This window comes from Kitasatospora sp. NPDC088351 (genome assembly GCF_040685575.1).
GTDB lineage: Bacteria > Actinomycetota > Actinomycetes > Streptomycetales > Streptomycetaceae > Kitasatospora.
In genome coordinates this window covers 1-19,936 of record NZ_JBFBIL010000058.1, presented here as the reverse complement: position 1 = coordinate 19,936, position 19,936 = coordinate 1, and the positions used below count along the sequence as shown (strand labels likewise).

Here is a 19,936-nt window from a genome sequence, read left to right as displayed (position 1 = left end):
ACGCGGCCCCGCGCGTGCTTCTCCATACGTGCCGCCCGTATCCGGCACCGGACATTCGCCGACCCAGGACGACGACCTGCCGCCGCTCACCCTGCCGGCCGCCCGGACCGGCCACGGCCCGTCCACCGTCACCGGGCAGCTCCACCTCCCCTCCGACGTGACCCTGCTACACCCATCCCAACCGAGCCCGAAAGGCCGCACGGCAACCCGGGCGACCACCTCTACCGCCACCTCATGCCCGGCTCCGTCGGCCGCGCCGCCCAGGTCCTCGACCTCGGACTCGCTGCCCGACCAAACGGGGAGGTTCACGCGCGAACAGCTGTTTGGCCGAACCAGGGTCATCTGCTCGGAACCGACGCGGCCCACGCCCGTCGCCCTTCCGCCGGCCGGCTTCCCGACAAGAGGTGTGACACCGACCAGGGTGTGCCCGGTTTCCCGTTGTCCGCCTCGGCAGGCCCGGTACGACTCTATGCTCCCCCTGGGGCGCCCGGTAACCGGCTGGGCACTTAATGTGATGGGAAGTTGTCATGAGCGAGCTGGTGCATTCCTCGGACCCGGGGACCACGTGCGATGGGCAGGTCTGGGGCAAGGGCGCGGCCGAGAAGACCTACCAGGCGAACGGATTCGATCCGGCGAAGACGGATCACTCCCCCTCGTTCACGCCGGGCCGGGTGGCGAAGACGGTCTTCAACACCTACCGGAGCAACGGTGATCTGACGGTGTCGGGGTTCCTGACCGACTTCTCCGCCTACGACTCCCGCCTGGGCTCGTACGCCGGGGACACGAACGTCGACCACAGCGTGGGCGGCCGAGGGATCGACGCGGCGCGGCTGGCTGCCTCGGGCGGTGCCTTCGACGAGGTCGTCGTCAGCTTCGCCGGCATCATCGGCGACCAGGGCGAGAAGAGGGACTTCATCAACCGGGCGGCGATCGACTTCAAGATCGCCTCCTCGGAGTCCGACCTGCCCAACCAGCGGGGTGCGGTGACCTTCATCGACGCGTGGGGCGACGTCCTCGCCTATCTCAATCTGGGCTTCAACCGCTTCGTGTCGGACGACGCGGCCGACATGTTCGACCCGGCCAAGGCCCAGGGGCTGCTGGGCGCGGTGAACCGGCTCCACCACGACAACCCCGACCTGAAGGTGGGGCTGACCGTCGGCGGCTGGACGATGAGCCAGGCGTTCCACCACATCACCAAGGAACCCCAGTCCCGGGCCAGGTTCACACAGTCCCTGCAGCGGATCTTCCGCGCCTTCCCGATGTTCACCACCCTCCACCTGGACTGGGAGTGGCCCGGCAGCCAGGGCGCGGAAGGCAACGACTTCGGGCCCGAGGACGCCGGGAACTACGCCACGCTCATCCGCGAGACCAAGGCCGCCCTACCCGATGCCACCATCGCCGTGGCGATCCCCGCCGAGCCGGACAGGCTGCGCGCGATGAACGTCCCCGCGCTGCTGGAATCCGGCGCCGGCCGGCTCGACCTGATGGCCTACGACCTCTTCGCCTCACCCTCCTCGCCCGCCCTGGGCCACCAGGCCGGCCTGTACGGCAACCCGGACGACCCCAACACCCTCAGCATCGACAAGGCCGTCACCTACCTCCTCGCCGAAGCCCAGGTCCCCTCCCGCACGATCCACCTCAGCTACACCACCTACAGCCGCAACGCCCGTCAGGCCACCGTCTCCAGCGCCTCACCGCTCCGGGGCACCTACAACCCCGGCCCCGACGGAGCGACGGTCGGCAGCTTCGAATCCGGGGTGAGCGACTACGCGGACATCCTGCGCAACTACCTCGACCTGGAGCGGCAGAGCGGCCGCAACGGCTTCACCCTCTACACCGACACCACCGCCGACGCCGACTACCTCTACAACCCCGACAGCCAGGTCTACATGTCCCTCGACACCCCCCGGTCCGTCCGCGCCAAGGCCGAGTACGCCCGCACCAAGGGCCTCGGTGGCCTGTTCGCCTGGACCGCCGACACCGACACCGGCCTGCTCGCCAACGCCGCACGCGAGGGCCTGGGCCACACCCTGGCCAACGAGGTCGTGGACATGAAGCCCTTCTACATCAACGGCACCAACCAGTAGCCCCCCGCCGGCACTGGGCGCACCTCAGCCCGTCACCGGCGGCCGCGACGCCGAACTCCGCAGCCTGTCCGGCGGGTTCATCACACGACCCGCCGGGCAGGGCACTGTACGGGGGAACTGTCGTGGTGAGCGCAGCCAAGGGGGGTGATCAGATCCTGCACCGGTCGTCCGCGGTCACGCATCTCGACAGCGGGGACGGCACCTTCCGGAAGGTCAAGCGGCCGAAGGACACCGTGGCCGAGTTCTGCCCGCTGCCCGAGGGCGGCTGGCGCGCCGCCGACCGCGTGAACGGCCCACGATGACCATGCTGCGGTTCTTGTTGGCCGCGCCCTTCGGATGCCCGCCCCGCTTCCGCAGACGGAGATGCGGCCCCGGAGACAGGGGCGCCCCGGCACGGTCCGGCCGATCGGGACGCAGTGGGTGTCCTCGCGCATCAGTGACACGAGCTGGTCGACGCGCGGTACGCAGCAGGCCGTGATTGCCACCATGTACCTGTCCCGGGCGGTTTCCGCCGCTCTCAGGAGGCCGGCGAACTCGGCGTGGGTTGCGGCCGGTGCACGCGCCGAGCAGTGGCTCGGCCGCGAGTCGACGCGGATCCGCGGCTTGACCTGTGCTTGACGTGCGTCCAGGCCGCGAGTACGTGCACCAGTAGGGCGCACGACGGACCACCCCCGGGCGGCACGGAGGTGCCCCGCGATCGTGCCGGCCTTGCCGGCCCGATCAGCAGCACCCGACCGCGCGCGGACCCGGCGATCACCCCGGGACTCGTTCCTGTCCTGCTCCCGGGGGCGGTCCGCCCACGTGCTACTTGACCAGCGCGTAGAACTCCTCGAAGTCGAGGACGCGGTCGCGGTTGCTGTCCGCCGCCATCGCCTCCTTGACCTTCTCCTTGAGCTGCCCCTGGTGGCCCTCGCTCTTGAAGTGGTTGGCGAGTTCGACGACGTTGATCTGTCCGTCGGAGTCGCTGTCGATCTTTGCGAACAGTTCCCTGGCCTCGGCTTCGGTCATGGCGCGTCCTTCCAGTCATCATCAGGATCCTGAAGATCCATCTGGCCGCAGCCACATTGGCAGAGGTGTGCCGCGCATTGCACGTCAGCGTGGGGCCATGTGGGTGAGAGGGTGGCAGGCTTCCAGCCAACCCCGGCGCCGGCCTATGCAGCCAGCATGGTGCACGCCGACGAGCACCAGGAGCATGAGCTGCTGCATGCCGAGGCATGCTCCTGCCGGCCGGTGGACTTGCCCGGGATCATCACCAGGGTCGGTGTCGGATGTCGATGACGCGCATGCCGGCGGCCGTGGCGGCGGTGATGCCCTCGTCGCTGTCCTCGTGGGCGAGGCAGTGACCGGGTTCGGTTCGCAGCAGGTGGGCGGCGTGCAGGTAGGCGTCGGGGGCGGGTTTGGGCTGGGCGACGTCGTCGCGGCCGACGATGGTCCAGGGGAGGTCGTCGAGTCCGATGACGGTCAGGCCGTGGCGGACGATGTCGCTGTAGTTGGCGGAGACGACGGCGAGGGCGGCGTGTTCGGCGGCGGTGCGTGCGGCGGTGGCGACCGCGGAGATCGGTTTGATCCGGTCGGTGTTCGCGAACCAGTAGGCGCGGGCCGCCTGGACGAAGGTGTCCTCGGGCAGGGCGGCGGGTGGGAGGGCGAGGCGGCGGCGCAGTTGGCCAGCGGTGAAGGCGGGTTCGGCGGCGAGCCAGGTGAGGGTGACGGTGATGCCGTGGGCGGCGAGTGAGGCCTGTACCGCGCCGTGGTTGATGTCGGCCGTGTCCGCGAGGGTGCCGTCGAAGTCGAAGGCGTAGGCGGAGTACGTGTCGTGGCCGGCAGGAGTCGTGGTCGCCACCGTTCGTGTGGTCCCTTCCTGGTGGGTCGGCTGTGCGGGTGACGGGTCAGGGGGTGAAGTCCACCGGGAGGCGGGCCGGACCGTGGACGACCCGGTGCCGGTGGGTGGCGACCTCGTCCGGGTCGGTGGCCAGTCGCAGGTCGGGGAAGCGGTGCAGCATGGTGGTGAGCAGGGTGCGCAGTTCGGTGCGGGCGAGTTGGTCGCCGATGCAGTGGTGGGGTCCGTGGCCGAAGCTGAGGTGCTTGGCGGCGTCGGGGCGGTGGGGGTCGAAGTGGTCGGGGTCGGTGAAGCGGGCGCCGTCGCGGTTGGCGGCGGGCAGGTGGAGGACGACCCGCTCGCCCGCCGCGATGGGCTGTCCGGCGAGGGTAAGGGGCTCGCGGGCGACCCTGAGCAGGCCGAACTGCAGGACGGTCGCGTGGCGCAGGGTTTCCTCGATGACGCCGTCGACGAGGTCGGGTCGGCGGCGGACGGTGTCCCACAGGCGGGGCGGGCGCAGCAGGAGGAGGGTGGCGAGGCCGATGACGTTGGCGGTGGTCTCGTGGCCGGCGATGAGGATGAGCTGTGCGAGGGCGGCGATCTCGTCGTCGGTCAGCGTGGTGTCGGTGGCCTGGGCCTGGAGGAGGCCGGAGAGCAGGTCGTCGGCGGGCTCGGCGCGTCTGGTGCGGATCAGGTGCAGCAGGTAGTCCTTCATCTCGGCCTTGCTGGCCAGGAGTTGTTCGCGGGTGCGGTCGAGGGAGAGCAGTTCGGCGGTGAGGCGCTGGTAGCGGTCGCGGTCGCGGTCGCGGTCGGTGTAGGGGACGCCGAGGAGTTCGCTGATCACCAGGGACGGGACGGGCAGGGCGACGGTGGTCATCAGGTCCACCGGGCGGGGGGCGGCGGCCAGGGCGTCGAGGTGCTGGTCGACGATGTCCTGGATCCGCGGGGCCAGCAGGGCCATCCGGCGAGTGGTGAACTGGCCGCTGACCAGGCGGCGCAGCCGGGTGTGTTCGGGCGGGTCGCTGGTGAGCAGGTCGCTGGGGCGCAGTGCGGCCATTTCGGCGGGGGTGATGAGGCTGGCCCGGATGTGGGAGTTGAGGTGGGGGCGCCGCGAGCTGAGCCGGGGGTCGGCGAGGGCGGTGCGGACGTCGTCGTAGCGGGTGACCAGCCATCCCGGTGGGCCGTCGGGGAAGGCCAGCGGCGCCACGGGCAGTTCGGTGCGCAGGTACTGGAGTTCGGCGGGCGGGTCCAGCGGGCAGGGGCGGTCGACGGGCAGGGGCCTCGGTGCGCGGGTGGTACTCGCCTGTGCAGGGCGCCCGGTCACCGCGTCTCGTCGCTGTCGCAGCCGGTCAGGGCGAGCAGGACCCAGGTGTCGGTGAAGATGGGCGCGTCGAACAGCAGGGGGCGGGGTGCGACCTGGTCGGGCAGTGCGGTGAAAGCGCCGTCGGGTCCCTGTCGGGACAGCAGATGGGCCACGCCCGCCCGCACGACGGCGTCGTCCTGCGGGCGTCGGCCCATGGCGGCCAGGGCCATCAGCGAGTAGCAGGTGCTGGTGGTGTCGCTGGGGTCCTTGGGCCGGTAGCCCCAGCCGCCGTCCTCGTTCTGCGCCCGGGCGAGGAACCGGTGGGAGGCGGCGCTCGCATCGGCGATGCGCTCCTGGAGGGTGGTGCGGGTCGGTTCGGGCAGCGAGTGCAGCGCCCACATCGCCCGCCAGATCGTGTTCGCCTCGCTCAGGCTCCAGCTGCGCTCGAACGTGCCGTCCTCGTGCTGGGAGTCCAGCAGCCAGCGGGCCGCGCCGTCCAGCAGGTCGCCGTGGTCGGTCCCGTTCCATGCCAGCGCGCTGACCGCGCCGGCGGTCATGCCGACCTCCGACGGATCGCCCTTCACGTAGGTCGGGAACCCGCCGTCCCGTCCGACGATGCCCCGCAGGTACCCGCCGGCGCGCAGCAGGGCCTCACGGTGGCGCACCGGGTCGACGGTTGCCAGGCAGGCCGCGACGTAGGAGGTGTCGTCCACGTCGTTGTGCCGCATGTGCTCACCGAACGCCCAGCCGCCGTCCGGCATCTGCTGGCCGATCAGGTAGTCGCACATGCGGTGCAGCAGCGCACGGTCCGCTCCCGCCCGGGTCAGGGCGATCCCGGCGGGCGCGGTGCTGAACACGTCCAGGTCCGACATGCTCGGCACCCCACCGTCCGGGTTGCGGCACACCAGCACCGCGGCCACGCCGGTTTCGACCAGCCGGTGGCCGGGGGCGAACTCCTGGACGGCCAGCAGCGCCAGCAGGTGCGCGGCGGGGTAGTTCTCCCACACCGGCGCCCGGCTGGAGCCCAACAGCTCCAGCAGGCGCTCGCGCTCCCCAGCGTCGACCTGCGCACCCGTACCGAGACCGTGCGCGACCAGGACCCGCACACTCAGCATGATCATCTCGACCCAGGTGACCGTGTTGTCCCCGTTCTCGCTGCCCCGGTCCGCCGCGCGTGGCGGGCACAGCATCGACGCGTCGAACGGCACAGCACCCGCCACGGCCAGGCAGACGTCGAACAGCAGCCGCTTGCGCGCCATCGAGAAGTGGTCGAACCCGGCCAGCAGCTCACCGCCGACCACATCGGCGCCGACCGTCCGGCCGTGCAGGACCGCCTGCACCAACGCCGCGTCGAACCCGTCGGCCTGCGCCTGCGGGGCGGCCAGGAACTCCGCGAGCTCCCGCTCCTGCCGCGGGTGGTCACCGCGCCGGCGCAGCAGTACGAGTAACAGCGCCGACTCCAGCGTCCGGCTGGTGCACGGCCTGCGCACCGCGCCGTCCGGGCCGACGGCCGCACTCAGGCTCGCGCACACCCGCTCCCGGGCCGCCGCGAACCCGTCCACCGCTTCCAGCCCGCGGGCCGCGCCCGGGCGGGCCGTCCCGATCTCACCTGTCGTCACCGTCAGCTCCTCGGTCGGGATCACGACAACGAGGACGAGCGAAACGCACACCCCCGCCGCAAAGCCGCCGATGTTCGAAACTGGCGCCCAGACGACCGACTTGCGCCGCCGACTGCACGAACCGAGACCACCCGCTGCCGGAGAGTCGCGCACCCGGCGTGCACCGCGCGACAGACCTTCAACGAACAACCGGCGCCAGGCAGAGCGCCCACCCGACCGCCGCCCGGGTCACCCAGCTCGGCCGCAACCTCCTCGCCGACCTCGGCGAACGGGCCGCAGGCTTCCGCTACCCGCCTCGTACCGCGACAGCCGCTACACCCACGCATTCGACGCCGTCTTCACCGCCGACGGCATCGAAATCCTCAAGAGCGCGCCGCAGACACCACGGATGAACGCCCACGCGGAGAGGTTCATACGCACCGCCAGGTCCGAGTGCACCGACCGGCTGCTCATCTACAACGAGCAGCACCTGCGGCACCTGCTCGCCGAATACGCCCGGCACTACAACTCCGCCCGGCCGCACCGAGCGCTGCAACTTCGCGCTCCTGCCGACAACCCCGACGTCATCCCGTTCCCAGCCCAGCGGATCCAGCGCCACGACGTCCTCGACGGACTCATCCACGAGTACCACAACACCGCTTGACGAAGACCAGAGCAGCTGACGAACACGCAGCTCAGCGCATGTGCAGGACTTTTGGAACCCTACAGGCCGGCCGTAGCAGTCCGTACAGCAGCGAGAGCAGGGCCGCCGTCACCAGCACGTCCACCCAGCGCAGCGCGGGGCGTCGCCACACCCCGCGCGACGGGAAGCCGCCCTCGCCCGCCACCCGCACCACCCCGCGTCCACACCGCCGCCACCGGTACGCGGACACTCAACCATCCCCGCGCGGCCCGGCCCCGGCCTTCGGACGGCCGGGGCCGGGACGCTCGCCGGCACGGCCCAACGGGCGCGCCGGCGCCCGTCGAGGCGTTCAAGCGGCGCGGTGCGGACTTCGTGGTCGCGCGCACGCTGCAGGAGCTCGTGGAGCGGATGAACGCGCTCACCGACGAGCCCCTGCTCGACGCGGCGCTGCTACGCCGGCAGATCGAGGCGCGCGACCTCCAGGTGGCCAACCCCTTCGGCAAGGACTCGCAGGTCCAGGGCATCCGCAACGCCCGGCGCCACCTCGACGACCGGCTCGGCCGCGCCGCCGCGCCGCACCGCATCCTCGACCCGGCGGCCGGCCCGCTGATCGGCGTCAAGCTGCACGTCCTCACTCGCAAGACCCTCGGCGGCATCCAGACCGACCTCGACTCCCGGGCCCTCGGCCCGGACGGGCGGCCCGTCGAAGGCCTTTACGCGGCGGGCGAGGTGGCCGGTTTCGGGGGCGGCGGGGTCCACGGCTACAACGCGCTGGAGGGTACCTTCCTCAGCACCTGCCTCTTCTCGGGCCGGGCGGCCGGGCGCGCGGCGGCTCGCGCCACAGCTCTCCGACTGATCGTCAACTATTGCTTCCCTCTGCTTCTTTCGGCCGAGTTCGGCCCTGGCCTTCGCGTTTCGGTTGGGGCTGGCCGAGCCGGGTCGATCTTTGGGGTGGCGGTGCCCGGCCTGTTCGGGGCGGGGTGGGCATGCCGAGGGCCCGACGCGCGGTCGGGTGCTCCTTGGGTCCTCGGGTCGTGGGTGGTCGGTGGCGGTGTCGTCGGGTCAGGTCACCGGGCGGGGCCGCGCTGCGAGGCGGGCGAAGGCGAGGGTGAGCTCGTGGCGCCAGGGCCAGGCGGAGGCGATTCGAAGGCGGATGCGTCGTGCGGCACGGGTGATCCGGGCGGCGGTGTGCAGGATCCGGTAGCGGAGCTTCTTCGGCTCGGCGGTGGCCGGCTCGCCGTCCAGCAGCAGGGTCCGCGCCCGGGCGAGCAGGTCGACGGCGGTCAGGGAGAGCTCCGGCCAGGCCGCGTTGATGGCGAAGTGGCGTGAGGAGAGGCGCCCGAAGCCGGTGGTCTTGCCGCTGGGGGTACCCCCGGACGGAGTCTGGGGGAGGATGTGGTCCTCGACTCCGGCGTGGGCGCGGTGGCGGACCTCCGGGTGTTGCGGCGAGCCTCCACCGGCGGCGGGTGTGTCGGCGAGGAAGACCTGGTGGCGCATCCCTTCGTCCAAGTCGAAGAGCGAGAGCTGGGCGCCGGGGTGGGGGCGTTCGCGCCGCACGATGGCCCGGGTGCCGTCCGGGTGGCCGGCGAGATCGACCATGCCGGTCAGTTCGGCGGCCTCGGCCCCGGTGCGGAGGGAGCCGTCCTGTTCGAGGGCGGGGTGCCGGAGCTGCTCGGGCAGCGCGCGGATGGCTTTGCGGAACTCGGCGGTGATGGCGTGCCCGAGGGAGAAGGCGGTCGGGATGCCGCGCTGTCCGAGGGTGCGCGCAGGTGGGTTGGGAATGCCTTGGCGCTGCCCGCGATGTCGGCGCGGATGAGGATCTCGGTGCCGTGGCGGTGGGCGTCGGGGATCTGAGCGAGGGCGGCGTCGACCGCGATGGGGTCGGCGGCGGTGTTCACTCCGGCGTTGCCTGGTCGCAGGAGGATCACGAGCGCCCGGCCACCCGACCTTCGAGTGAGCCACCCCGACTCGGCCCTCTGAATCCCCCCGGGTACTTCATTGCGGCCCATTCGCCGATCACGCCGAGCCATGACATCGCCCTCCTCATCCCTGATCCCCCCAAGGAACATACGCAGAACCGAAAAAACCGGCCAGCCGTCATGTTCGCCCACTTGCCCCCTGGGCACGGCGGCACCGGTCGCCGGCAAGTCGCCGGAGATCGCCCGGCGGGGTGAACTCCCCGGTGCCCCATTGGTGTTCAATCACCCTTCGGCACTTTTCGACAGCCGGCCGATGACACGCGGATCGTTTCAACCCGCCGCGATCTCAAGTGGGGGGCGAAACGCAGACGCAAAACATGCGCAGATACGACAAGTTTGAATAAACCAGTGCTTTACTCCCCTTCAGAATCGGGTGCTTGCCGGCCTGATTCCGGTGCGTGGACGGGGTCCGATGCTGCGCGCGCCGTGGCTTCCTATCAGGAGGGTGTCCCGTAAGTGGGCTGGTTGAAGCGGTGGTTGAGAGCTGGCGCCGAAGGACCCGGGGAGAGACCGCCACCGCGGCAGCCGGAGTCCCGGCCCGGCGCGGACAGGCGAGGCCGACCCGAGGAGGTACCGGAGCCGGTCCAGCCGATGTCCGATCCCGTCACGTCGTCAACGCCACCGCCGCCGGAAGCGGCACAGGACGACACCGAGTCTTCGACGACCGTCCCCGCGGAGGCCTCCGGCCGAACGGAGACCTCTGCCGGCGCAGCCGCCGAGCAGGCCTCGGAGTGGCCCGGCAGAGGGCAGTTGCATCGAGCACGAAACGTTCTTCGCGGGATACCGCGACAGAGACCGGAAGGTACTGAATGAGCACCATAGTTCGCCGCTCAGGGCGGCACAGAGGGCGCCCGCGCCGCTCGCTCACAGGACTGCTGTTGATGGCCTTGCTCATCGGAGCAGGCGCCTTCGCGACCCCGTTCGTCATCGCGCCTCAGTCGCACGCGGCGGCCGGTGACCCGTTCGATCCGGCCGAACCGCAGGTGTTCATCGGGCAGGAAGTGCCGACCCGGCCCTACAAGGCGATCACCGGCGCCTCCGGCAGTGTCACCTGGGCCGGAGATCGTCAAGCCGGGTGCGGCCGTGACGTACACGCTGACGGTGAAGAACAACGGGCCCGGTAACTCCAGCGGTTACACCGTGACCGACACCGTCCCGGCACCGCTGACCAACGTGAAGACCTCGTGAGGGTGTGGAGGCCGGCGCGGCCGAGGGCCGTGTAGAGGAGGGTCGGCGGTGCGCGGCATCGGCGCTCTGCCGGGCCTGGTAGGCGGCCTCGGCGGCGCGGCCAGGTGAGCCCGGCCGCCCGGCGCCGGACCCGGGTGCGGATGTCGCCGAGCAGCTGGTGCTCCTGGTCCTCGTCCTGATCCCCGGACTCGTCCTCGTCGCCGGGGTGGGCGGGGTACTGGGCGAGGGCGGCGTGCGACGTCGATCCGGCCTCCCACGCCTCGGCGTGCAGCACGGGCTGCTCCCGTCCGTCCCGGTCCCGGGTGACGACGAGCCGGCCGTCGACCAGGGCCGCCCAGCCGGCCAGGCCGTCGATGTCCTTCTCCACCCAGCCGCGGGCGAGGCCGGCACCGTGGTGCAGGGTACGGATGCCGTCGTGGCCCGACCAGCGCAGCCAGATCGCACCACACACCAGTGCAGAGTCGAGAATCGCCCGGCCCAGGTCCCGGCGGGCGGACACGGGCCGGCTGCGCTACGCGGCGGCCCCACTGCCGGACGTCCTGTTCGTTGGCGGCCACCTGGGTAATGCTGGTCATGATGCCGGCGGCGGCCAGCGAATCCCGCAGTTCGCGGAACTCCTGGCGATCGTCCGCAGTGAGTTTGTCCCATGACGACGGCATGGCGAGGCCCTCCGGAGAGGTGTGCTGCGCGACCCCGGCGCCAAGGTACCGGTGCTCCCGGCAAGCCCCGGCAGCGACATCGGAATCGTCCACCGCGACCCGGCCACCAGAGGATTCGTCGTCCGGTCTCTCGGCTGGATGGTCGAGCGAGCCTTCGGCCGGCTTGTTGAGCGAGGCCCAGTTGATGCGACGGCCGTACGGGCGCCGACCGTCAGACCGCTTCCGTCGGCTTCGGCTTGGAGACGAGAAGCTTGTAGTCGACGGAGACAGAGAAGGTCCCCGAGGAACCACGGATGCTCAGCTCATGGGTTCCGGGAGTGAGTGGGTCGAGCCGCACCCACAGGCCGCAGGACCAGGTGAAGATGCCCGGTGGCTCGCTGATCGGGCTTCCCTCGACGGGCGTCAGCCTGATGCGAGTGGAGGCGAGTTCCTCGTGCGGCAACGTGCGGCTGTCGAGAACGGCGCTTCCCTTTGCCTCGTTCATGAAGCTCAGGCAGTCCGAGGACTCCCCGCTGACCCGGCTCACCAGTGGAAACGCCACCGACGCGCCCTCAGGCACTGTGCAGGTGCGTGTTGCCGCGCCGCCGAAGGTCCCGGCCAGGAACCAGATCCCCTCGTCTCGCTGGCCCCGCGAGCAGAACCGGCCGTCGGTGTCCATGACCGGGTTCTGCGAGGCCTCGGTCGATGCGGCCCAGTTCCACCACATGTGCTGGAACTCGGCCGAGGTGAGGTCGCGCAAGGCGATCCGGGCGGGTTCCGACTGTGTTTCGGCATCCGGAGCGGGCAGAGAGGAGGGGCGGGCGTGCGACGGGGACACCGGATCAGGGCTGCCGGAGCAGGCCGCGGCCAGAAACAGAACGGCAGTGACCAAAACCGGGAAACGCATGAGACGCATGCGTGTACCTTACGGAGCGGCCGTCAGGGCCCGAACACGGCCCCGCCGGTGGCCCGGGCCGGACCGCGTCCCGGACGGATCGGAGCGGGCATGGGAGCGGCGCCGACGGGCATTCCCGAGCGCGCTGGTCGCCCTGACCGGCACACCACCGCGCCCCGGTGCGGGCGCCGAGCACCGCACGGCGCAGCTGGCCGCCTGCGCGCGGCTGTGGGAGCAGCCGGGCCCGAAGGGCGGGGCGGGCGTGGGAGCTGCACCGGCGGACCTTCCCGCGGCTCCTGGTGGTCCTGGTCGGCACCACCGCCTCCTCGGCGCGCTCGGCCGTGGCGGACCTACGACTGGCCGCCGAAGCAGCCGGCCACCGCCGAGCTGCTCGCCCTCGCCGGGCCCGGCCTCGCCGCAGGACGCGGGCCGCGATGCCGCGCTCGCGGAGGAACACCCGGACGAAGTGGTGGTCATGGGCCTTGTCGGCGCACGGTTGGGCTCCCACCTGGCGTGGCATCAGGTGGTGTTCGCTCCTTTGCGGGTGATGGGCCGCTGAGCGCCTGACCGAGAACCGGTCACGTTGCGCGGGAGACGGCTGATGATCGGGCGAGTCGGCGGGTCATGAGGATGATCACCGACCACTTCACCATGGCCTCGTGGTGGTCGGGCAGCCGCTCGTAGTCGCGGACACAGCGGCGTCTGCGGCAGATCCACGACAGCATCCGCTCGACCACCCAGCGGCGGGGCAGCACGACGAATCCCGTCATGTCGTCACTGCGTTCGACGATCTCCACGGTCAGCGCGAGCCGCGCCTTCGCCCAGGTCACGAGCCTGCCGGCACAGCCGCCGTCCGCCCACACGTGCTGAATACGATGGTGGATCTGCCGCAGGCGCATCAGGAGCGGCCGGCCGCCGTCGCGGTCCTGCACGCTCGCGGCGGTGACCAGCACGACCAGCAACAGACCAAGCGTGTCCACCGCGACGTGCCGCTTGGTTCCGTTCACCTTCTGGCCGCGGCCTGTGGTGGCCACGGTCTCGGCGGCCCGCAGCGACTGCGAATCGACGATCGCCGCGCTCGGCTCGGCATCGCGGCCCTCCCGTCGGCGAAGCCGATCCCGGAGCCGATCGTGCAGGTCGTCGACGGCCTGGGCCCGTTCCCAACGAACGAAGAAGAAGTAGACGGTGGCGTGTGGCGGGAAGTCCGCGGGCAGGGCCCGCCACTTGCAGCCGTTGTCCACCACGTACCGGATCGCATCCACGATCACCCGGCGGCAGCGCTCTTCCGGACGCCCGCCCTTCCCCCACCGCCACGCCGCCAGGGGCAGCAGCGGCTCCGTGACCAGCCACTCCGCATCGCTCATGTCCGAGGGATACCGACGCGGCCGCGGCGGGTGCGCGCCACCGCGGCCGAACCGGCAGGCCACGCAACAACACGCCGGAGCCGGTTCAGAGTTGGCATCACCAGTCCCGGCAGGGTCAAAGGACACAAGGAGCTCCTGGCAAATGCGACCGGCCTAGCCTCCGCGGACGAGGATCGGGGTGCCGTGGCGGTGGGCGTCGGGGATCTGGGCGAGGGCCTGGTCGATGACGGTGATGTGGTCGGTGGCGGTGTTCGCTCCGGTGTTGCCCGGCCGCAGGAGACCTGCGAGGGCTTCGCCGGTGTTGTCCAGGAAGCACAGCAGCGGGTGGTAGCCGAAGCCGCGTTTGTAGGTGGGGGCGGCCTGTTCCTTCTCGGAGTGGCAGGTGACCAGGGTGGCGTCGATGTCCAGGACCAGGACCGGAAGTTCACGCCCTCCGGCATGCGAGGCGGGTATGTCGCGTCCGGTCTCGGAGGCCTGCAGCCAGGCGACCTCGCGGGCCCTGGCCCGCGCTGCCCGCAAGGCATTCAGGGCTGCCGTGTCAATGCCGGCCAGGACTCGCCAGGCGGTCGGGGTGGAGGCGACGGAGCCGAACACATCGCGCTGGTCGCGCAGCACGACCAGGTCGGCGATCGCCTCGCCGCCGTCGGCGAGCATCACCGCCAGGTCCACCGCGACACGGCCGGGATCGTGCCCGGTGCCGCGAGGCCGCAGCCGGCGCAGGGCGTCGGAGAAGGCACCGGTCAGGGTGGCGGCGTCGGCCAGATCCACCAGCAGACGCGAGCTGGCGTGGTTGACCACCCCGTGCCCGTCGGCGCTGATGACGAGCTTGGGGCGTGAGCGGGTAGGGTGCACACAGAAAGTGCCTTCCTACTGGAACGACTGGGACCTTAGACAAGCCTCATCGTTGCAGCTCAGAAGGCACTTTCGCTTTTCCGATCATGATCCGGACGCGACCCCGGATGAAACGCGCAAGTTAGCAACCGCCAACCGATCGGCACCGAACTGCAGCGCGCGGTCGAGGCCGGCAGCACAACCTGTGAGCTGCAGGAGAGAACGGTGTGCGATGTTGGCCTGGAAGGGGTGTGGCAGGTCGGCTTGTCTCGTACCTGGGACGACGGCTGGGAAGGCCACGCACCCCGACGGATTCGTCCATGCTCTGTGCGTGCTTCCGGCCTGACGCCGTCCTCCGAACCGGACACTGAGCCGGAAGAGGCGGAGCCGGTGAGCCGCTGGAAGATTGCTGCGCATGGAGTGAGCTGAAAACGGCAGACGAGGGCGGGTGCCCTCGCCTGCCGAAGGTGTGGAATTCAGATGGCTATTCCGGGGTTACCAGAATAAAGTTTGGAGGCCATCCGGAATCTCGACTTCGCGGTTGATCGGACGGGATGAAGTGTGCGCCTTCAGGGATCTGGCACCGCGAGATGATGATTCCCCGGAGGCAGTATTCGCACCAGAATTGCGCGGACGCGGCCCCGAGCCCCAGCGGCCCAATGAAAACCAGCTTCAGGGAGCGGCTTCCGCAGTTTGGGCATTCGTCTTCGATGCGACTAGGGTGAGATTTGATGGCTCGCTGGTAGCTGTTCAGCCAGCTTTCCCAATCTGCGCGCTTGCTCTGCATTCTACCTGTCTCCTGCGGCCCGAGTTTGTCTAGCGGATATGTTTCCCCATATTCTGCCACCACTCCTCCTCCTGGGCATATGCGCGGTCCTCCCATGGTTCCGCCTCCTCCTGCGACTTGGGGTAGGGAATGCCGCGTCGAATATCGTCGACGTGGATCTTCTCATGAAATAGCGTGCGGGCCAGTGTCTCTTCGTTCAGGAAGGCATCGCGGGCGAGTACGACTGTCTGATCCGGCCTAGTGAAGCCTCCAAGCCCGGCGGTCCCCTTGCATAGTTCCACCGTAATGTTGCTGTAGTCGATGCCGAACTTCTTTGCGGTGGCTTGGATTACGTCCGTGTTCATGAGTAGCTTGGGTCCAGAGCCGGTCCGCTTGGCCCGTTGAAGAGCCACCTCGCGCTCAAGGCTGGAAAGTTGATCAGTTATCGCCGATGCTTCGAGCTTCCCTCGGCCAGTCATCCACCTACTGAGGCCTCCGAGACCGGCTACCGCGACTTGTTGGGCGAGTGCGTCGGCGTTCTTTTCCACGAGATCGGCGACGTTGGTGCAGCCGAATTCGCGGAGTTTGGCTGCGGCGACGTACATCGCGTAGGCGGGGCGGACGGGGAAGTACTTGTCGACGAAGGCGCCGGCGCCGCCGTTGCGGCCGGTGACGGCGTTGAAGACGTCGCCGACGAACTCGAAGGGGGCTTTGGCGCCTTGAGCGAGCCAGCCGCCGGCGTTTCCGAGGGTTACGTCGTCGGGGTTGTCGTCTTCGGGGACAGGCCGGTGGGGTCGGTGTAGATGGTGGGTGCACCAGCGGCGTAGGTGTACCTGGACGCGCACGGGGAGTTCGCCGGGGTGGCGAGGGGGTCGCGGGTGTTGAAGCGGCCGCTGGCGGGGTCGTATTCGCGAGCCCGGAGGTATTGCTTGCCCTGCAGGGCCGGGTCGTTGTACTGACCGGCGAAGCCGAACGGTGTGGGCGGGGCGCTGGTCGCGACTGTGGCGGTGCCCGCTTGCCCGTAGGGGTCGTAGGCGGTTCGGCTCTTCTGCTCGCCGGTGGAGCCGGTGAGGTCGGTGGTCGAACCGAGCCAGTCGTGGTGGAAGTGGGAGGTGCCGTATGGCGTGTGCTGGCTCTGGGGGAGTCCGAGTGGGTCGTAGGTGTAGTCGCCTATCAGTGCGCCTGAGCCGTCGGTCTCGGTGGCGATCTGCGGCAGACGGTTGTTGATGTCCCAGGTGAGGCAGGCTTTGCCCTATTTTATAGACACTTACCTGTTATGCGACCAAGTCCAGGTTAATGACGCTCGCGGCGTGTTGCCGTTCATAGTCGACGGGGCTGCGGTATCCGAGGGCGGAGTGACGCCGCCTTCGGTTGTACCAGGCCATCCAGGCGAAGACCGCCATACGGGCCTGTGCCCGGTTCAGCCAGCGTGAGCCGTAGAGCAGTTCGCGCTTCAACGTGGCGAAGAACGACTCGGCCATCGCGTTGTCGTAACTGGAGCCGACCCGGCCCATCGAACGCCGTGGCCGGGCAGTTGACGTCCGCCCGCGTGCGAGGCGGGTATTGCTTCCCGGGTCTCGCCGGCCTGCAGCCAGGCGATCTCGCGGGCGGCGGCCCGGGCCGCGCGCAGGGCGCTGAGCGCGGCCGCATCGATGCCGGCCGGCAGTCGCCGTGCGGTCGGGGTGGAGGCGATGGGGCCGAAGGCCTCGGGCTGGTCGCGCAGCAGGGCCAGGTCGGCGATCGCCTCGCCGCCGTCGGCGAGCATCACCGCGAGGTCGGCGGCGATCCTGCCCGGGTCGTGGCCGGTGCCGCGCGGACGCAGCCGGCGCAGGGCGTGGCTGAAGGCTTGTGTGAGGCCGGTGGCCTCGGCAAGATCCGCCAGCAGGCGGGATCCGGCATGGCTGACTACACCGCGACCGTCGGCGGAGACGACGAGCCGGGGGACGTGACCCGGTAGTGTGCACGTAGAAAGTGCCTTCCTGCTGGGCTGACAGAGACCTTCGACAAGCCTCATCATCCCAGTACAGAAGGCACTTTCGCGTTTCTGATCATGACCCAGACGCACCCGCAAGTGAAACGCGCAGGCTAGGGAGCGTATTTGGTCGCGATCAAGGGGTGATCCTGTTGAGGTCTTTGATCCAGATCATCGCGCCGCGGAGATGGAGGCCGGCGAGGTAGCCGGCGGACGTCTTGTCGTAGCGGGTGGCGATGCCTCGCCAGGCCTTCAGCTTGTTGATCAGCCGTTCGACAGTGTCGCGCTCTTTGTAGAGGTCGGCGTCGTGGCTGACGGGCCGGCCGCCACGGCTGCCCTTCCTCGTCCGGTTGACGGCCTGGCCCTCCTTCTCCGGGATGACGGCCTTGATCGCGCGTTGACGCAGGTGGGCGCGGTTGCCACAGGACGAGTAGGCCTTGTCCCCGGCGACCGCGTCGGGCCGGGTGCGGGGACGGCCGACCGGCCCGTGAACCCGTAATTTCTTGAGCACGGGGATGAACTGCGGACTGTCGGCGGCCTGTCCCTCGGTCAGCACGAACACCAGCGGTCGGCACTTCCGCTCACCGGCGACATGGATCCTGCTGGCCTGCCCGCCTCTGGAGCGTCCGGGCAGGGCGGCCTTCAGCCGGAGCCTGCGCCGCCGCCGGGCACGTCGTCGTTCTCGCCCCGCCTCGCGGCCTCCGCGATCGCGCCCTCCAGCAGGGCTTCGAAGACGCCCGCGTCACGCCATTGCCGGAAGCGATCGGAGACGGTTGACCACGCGCCGAACTCCGCCGGCATCTCCCGCCGCTGCCCTCCGGTCCTGAACCGCCAGATCACGCCCCCGAACTGCTGCCGCAGCCGCTCCGGGTACGGGCCGTACTCGCCGATCGGCAGGTACGGCTCGATGAACTCCCATTCCGCATCCGCCAGTTGCACTCGCGTCACGCGACATGATCTACCTGATCAGGCCTCGCCGTGAGGGCGATTCCCACAGATTGATCGCGACCCGATACCCGCCCTAGTGCTGTGACCGGGATGGTTCACCGTGATCGGAAGGCGGCTCGCGGGATGAGCGCGCACGCGAAACGGCTGGTATTACTGGGGCATGCAGGAAGAGACCGCACGCTCCGCGATCGACACGTTCATCTCCGCGTTCAACGCCTCGGACGACAGCTATGTGACTGCCCTGCTCTCCCAGGCCCTGACCTCAGACGTGGTCTTCTGGGGGCCGTTGGGCCGCATCGAAGGAATCGCGGCGGTCGAGCGGTTCGTGCTGGACATCCGGCGCCACCCGGCGGGGACCGGCACGATGCTGCGCTGCTCAGCGGTGGACATGCCTGACGAGTGGGCCCGGTACCAGTGGGTCTTCACCACGCCCGATGGAGGCCCCCGCCTGGCGGGAACGGATGTCGTCCATCTGCGGCGGAGCCTCATCGACCAGGTCATCGTCTTTGCGGGGGAGATCGAGCCGTTCGCCTCCTGAGTCATCCTTCTGTCGCTTGTCCTTCTCCTGAACCTGCCCCGTCGGCGTTCGGGGGCTGCTGTTCGCGGTTGGTCAGGCTGCGGTGTTGAGGGGGCGCCGCCCCAGCGGATGCCCTTTTCGCTGCGGCTGCGGGCACGTTCCTTGCGTTGGGCGGCGAGTACGTCGGGGTGGCGGGCGTTGGTGTTGCGCCAGCGCAGGTAGCGGTGCAGTGCCTGGGTTTGCGCGGGGTGACTGCGGTGGTGGGAGTTGGCCAGGGTGAACTGCCGCAGCGGGCCGAAGTGGGCCGCCGCATCCGCCAGGAGCCCCGCCCGCGTTACCCGCCCGGCCCGGGCAATCTCCTCACATACCCTCAAGCCGTTCATGGAGCTCCTCGGCGAATCGCGTCCGGTAGACGCCGTGGACGATGGCCCCGGGAGACTGGTAGCCCCTGTGCTCAGGGTCCGAGACATCCCCGTCCCACGGCGCCACGCCTTCTGGAAGCAGCGGAGCACGGCCCAGATACATCTGAGCGACTTCTTCCAGCCGCAGTTCTCCCACAACCACCGAGCTCCACAGCCCGTAGCCCTGCCCGACCACCCACATGCACAGATCTTCGGTGCTGTCTTCGGACCAGACGTCCCCATCCACGCTCACACCTTCCGAGAAGTCGGCCAGCGATTCCGCCGCGGACTCGTATGCGAGCGCGAAGGCTTCAAGCACCTCCCGCGAGTGGGACTCCAACCACAACTCCAGAGCAGACAGACGCGGTCGTGTCGCTTCCAGGACCTCCCAGAACCAATCAGAAACATGATCCGGTCCCATCTCGGCTCCTGTGTCGACAGCTGCGGTACTCGCCCGACCGTACAGCGCGGTGGAGTTCCCTGGACGCTCCCGGGCCTCGTCGTCGGCGAATGGCGCTGACCATCTGCACAGTCACCGGTTTTCAGTCAGGCACTCAGTGGGCGTTTGATGTGAACGGATTGCCCTTTATGCCCTAGTAAGTCCCTCGCCAGGTTGGTGTGGTCTCGTCCGTTATGCGCTTGGCGAGGTTGTCGATCGAGGCGATGTGGATCATGGCTTCGGAGCTGGTCGGCAAGGTCTCGTAGTCGCGGGCGAGGCGCCGTCTTAGCATGATCCACCCCAGGCTTCGTTCGACCACCCATCGCCTTTTCACCACGTGAAATCCAGGGGCTTCGGATTTGCGGTGGACGACCTCGACGTCGACTCCCAGGCTGGCTCCGTGCTCGACCATGGCGTTCTCTTCGCTGCGTCGGTTCCTTGGCTGGTCAGGGGCATGTTGGTGGAGGTCTTCACACTCTGGGTGTCGATGACGGATGCTGTCGGCTCGGGGTTGCGTCCCTCCTTCACGCGGGCCAGGCCGGTCAGGTCGT

Annotated in this window: 16 protein-coding genes and 7 pseudogenes; 7 read left to right on the top strand and 16 right to left on the bottom strand. The window is 69.6% G+C overall.

Annotated features, from left to right (window positions below; all coding sequences use genetic code 11):
• The first annotated feature begins 527 nt into the window (after positions 1 to 527).
• Together AB0P06_RS29965 and AB0P06_RS29960 are read left to right on the top strand one after the other, a co-directional pair.
• Entirely contained in the window at positions 528 to 2,087 is a 1,560-nt protein-coding gene (locus AB0P06_RS29965) for a glycosyl hydrolase family 18 protein (protein ID WP_363612793.1), read from the top strand.
• A gap of 125 nt (positions 2,088 to 2,212) precedes the next feature.
• Positions 2,213 to 2,389, top strand: a complete 177-nt coding sequence (locus tag AB0P06_RS29960) for a hypothetical protein (protein WP_363612791.1) — start codon at positions 2,213 to 2,215, stop codon at positions 2,387 to 2,389.
• 502 nt (positions 2,390 to 2,891) lie between these two features.
• Here the strand turns inward: AB0P06_RS29960 and AB0P06_RS29955 are convergent.
• The 4 genes from AB0P06_RS29955 to AB0P06_RS29940 form a co-directional block, all read right to left on the bottom strand.
• Positions 2,892 to 3,095: an EF-hand domain-containing protein gene (locus AB0P06_RS29955; RefSeq protein ID WP_363612789.1), complete on the bottom strand. Its 204-nt coding sequence runs from the start codon at positions 3,093 to 3,095 to the stop codon at positions 2,892 to 2,894.
• A gap of 241 nt (positions 3,096 to 3,336) precedes the next feature.
• Positions 3,337 to 3,927 carry an HAD family phosphatase gene (locus AB0P06_RS29950; protein ID WP_363612787.1) on the bottom strand — a complete coding sequence of 197 codons (591 nt, stop codon included), beginning with the start codon at positions 3,925 to 3,927 and terminating at the stop codon, positions 3,337 to 3,339.
• Positions 3,928 to 3,973: 46 nt separating this feature from the next.
• Entirely contained in the window at positions 3,974 to 5,227 is a 1,254-nt protein-coding gene (locus AB0P06_RS29945) for a cytochrome P450 (RefSeq protein WP_363612785.1), read from the bottom strand.
• The gene (locus tag AB0P06_RS29940) at positions 5,224 to 6,825 is read right to left on the bottom strand and encodes a prenyltransferase/squalene oxidase repeat-containing protein (protein WP_363612783.1); all 1,602 of its coding nucleotides are present in this window, start codon (positions 6,823 to 6,825) and stop codon (positions 5,224 to 5,226) included. Before AB0P06_RS29940 ends, AB0P06_RS29945 begins: the two co-directional genes overlap by 4 nt.
• Before the next feature lie 388 nt (positions 6,826 to 7,213).
• Here AB0P06_RS29940 and AB0P06_RS29935 point away from each other — a divergent pair, with 388 nt between their 5' ends.
• Both AB0P06_RS29935 and AB0P06_RS29930 read left to right on the top strand, forming a co-directional pair.
• The gene (locus tag AB0P06_RS29935; protein WP_363612781.1) at positions 7,214 to 7,468 is read left to right on the top strand and encodes an integrase core domain-containing protein; all 255 of its coding nucleotides are present in this window, start codon (positions 7,214 to 7,216) and stop codon (positions 7,466 to 7,468) included.
• Between the two features lie 303 nt (positions 7,469 to 7,771).
• Positions 7,772 to 8,293: pseudogene (locus AB0P06_RS29930) on the top strand (FAD-binding protein); the annotation flags it as partial.
• 216 nt (positions 8,294 to 8,509) lie between these two features.
• Here AB0P06_RS29930 and AB0P06_RS29925 read toward each other — a convergent pair.
• Positions 8,510 to 9,046, bottom strand: a complete 537-nt coding sequence (locus tag AB0P06_RS29925; RefSeq protein ID WP_363612779.1) for a transposase — start codon at positions 9,044 to 9,046, stop codon at positions 8,510 to 8,512.
• Between AB0P06_RS29925 and AB0P06_RS29920 the strand changes: the two genes are divergently transcribed.
• Positions 9,026 to 9,301: a hypothetical protein gene (locus tag AB0P06_RS29920; protein ID WP_363612777.1), complete on the top strand. Its 276-nt coding sequence runs from the start codon at positions 9,026 to 9,028 to the stop codon at positions 9,299 to 9,301. The two genes, AB0P06_RS29925 and AB0P06_RS29920, sit on opposite strands and share 21 nt — an antisense overlap.
• A gap of 1,079 nt (positions 9,302 to 10,380) precedes the next feature.
• Positions 10,381 to 10,614 carry a hypothetical protein gene (locus AB0P06_RS29915; protein ID WP_363612775.1) on the top strand — a complete coding sequence of 78 codons (234 nt, stop codon included), beginning with the start codon at positions 10,381 to 10,383 and terminating at the stop codon, positions 10,612 to 10,614.
• Positions 10,615 to 11,484: 870 nt separating this feature from the next.
• On the opposite strand, the gene AB0P06_RS29910 is transcribed toward AB0P06_RS29915, so the two are convergent.
• From AB0P06_RS29910 to AB0P06_RS29875, 8 genes and pseudogenes are all read right to left on the bottom strand, one after another.
• On the bottom strand, positions 11,485 to 12,168 hold the full coding sequence (locus tag AB0P06_RS29910; RefSeq protein ID WP_363612773.1) for a signal protein: 684 nt from the start codon (positions 12,166 to 12,168) through the stop codon (positions 11,485 to 11,487).
• Positions 12,169 to 12,725: 557 nt separating this feature from the next.
• On the bottom strand, positions 12,726 to 13,511 hold the full coding sequence (locus tag AB0P06_RS29905; protein WP_363612771.1) for an IS5 family transposase: 786 nt from the start codon (positions 13,509 to 13,511) through the stop codon (positions 12,726 to 12,728).
• A 162-nt stretch (positions 13,512 to 13,673) separates the two neighbouring features.
• Positions 13,674 to 14,363 (bottom strand): annotated as a pseudogene (locus tag AB0P06_RS29900) (transposase); the annotation flags it as partial.
• Positions 14,364 to 15,158: 795 nt separating this feature from the next.
• The gene (locus tag AB0P06_RS29895; RefSeq protein WP_363612769.1) at positions 15,159 to 15,953 is read right to left on the bottom strand and encodes a hypothetical protein; all 795 of its coding nucleotides are present in this window, start codon (positions 15,951 to 15,953) and stop codon (positions 15,159 to 15,161) included.
• Positions 15,860 to 16,282: an RHS repeat-associated core domain-containing protein gene (locus AB0P06_RS29890; RefSeq protein ID WP_363612850.1), complete on the bottom strand. Its 423-nt coding sequence runs from the start codon at positions 16,280 to 16,282 to the stop codon at positions 15,860 to 15,862. Before AB0P06_RS29890 ends, AB0P06_RS29895 begins: the two co-directional genes overlap by 94 nt.
• A gap of 100 nt (positions 16,283 to 16,382) precedes the next feature.
• Positions 16,383 to 16,631 (bottom strand): annotated as a pseudogene (locus tag AB0P06_RS29885) (integrase core domain-containing protein); the annotation flags it as partial.
• A gap of 62 nt (positions 16,632 to 16,693) precedes the next feature.
• Positions 16,694 to 17,050, bottom strand: a pseudogene (locus AB0P06_RS29880) (transposase); the annotation flags it as partial.
• Positions 17,051 to 17,216: 166 nt separating this feature from the next.
• Positions 17,217 to 18,028 (bottom strand): annotated as a pseudogene (locus AB0P06_RS29875) (IS5 family transposase).
• Between the two features lie 160 nt (positions 18,029 to 18,188).
• On the opposite strand from AB0P06_RS29875, the gene AB0P06_RS29870 reads away from it, so the two are divergent.
• Positions 18,189 to 18,566 (top strand): nuclear transport factor 2 family protein, encoded by a 378-nt coding sequence (locus AB0P06_RS29870; RefSeq protein WP_363612767.1) that lies wholly within the window; start codon positions 18,189 to 18,191, stop codon positions 18,564 to 18,566.
• Positions 18,567 to 18,661: 95 nt separating this feature from the next.
• Here AB0P06_RS29870 and AB0P06_RS29865 read toward each other — a convergent pair.
• The 3 genes and pseudogenes from AB0P06_RS29865 to AB0P06_RS29855 form a co-directional block, all read right to left on the bottom strand.
• A pseudogene (locus tag AB0P06_RS29865) lies at positions 18,662 to 18,850 on the bottom strand (IS630 family transposase); the annotation flags it as partial.
• A gap of 55 nt (positions 18,851 to 18,905) precedes the next feature.
• A complete protein-coding gene (locus tag AB0P06_RS29860) occupies positions 18,906 to 19,367 on the bottom strand; it encodes a hypothetical protein (protein ID WP_148836477.1) in 462 nt (153 codons plus the stop codon).
• A 172-nt stretch (positions 19,368 to 19,539) separates the two neighbouring features.
• Positions 19,540 to 19,936: pseudogene (locus AB0P06_RS29855) on the bottom strand (transposase); the annotation flags it as partial.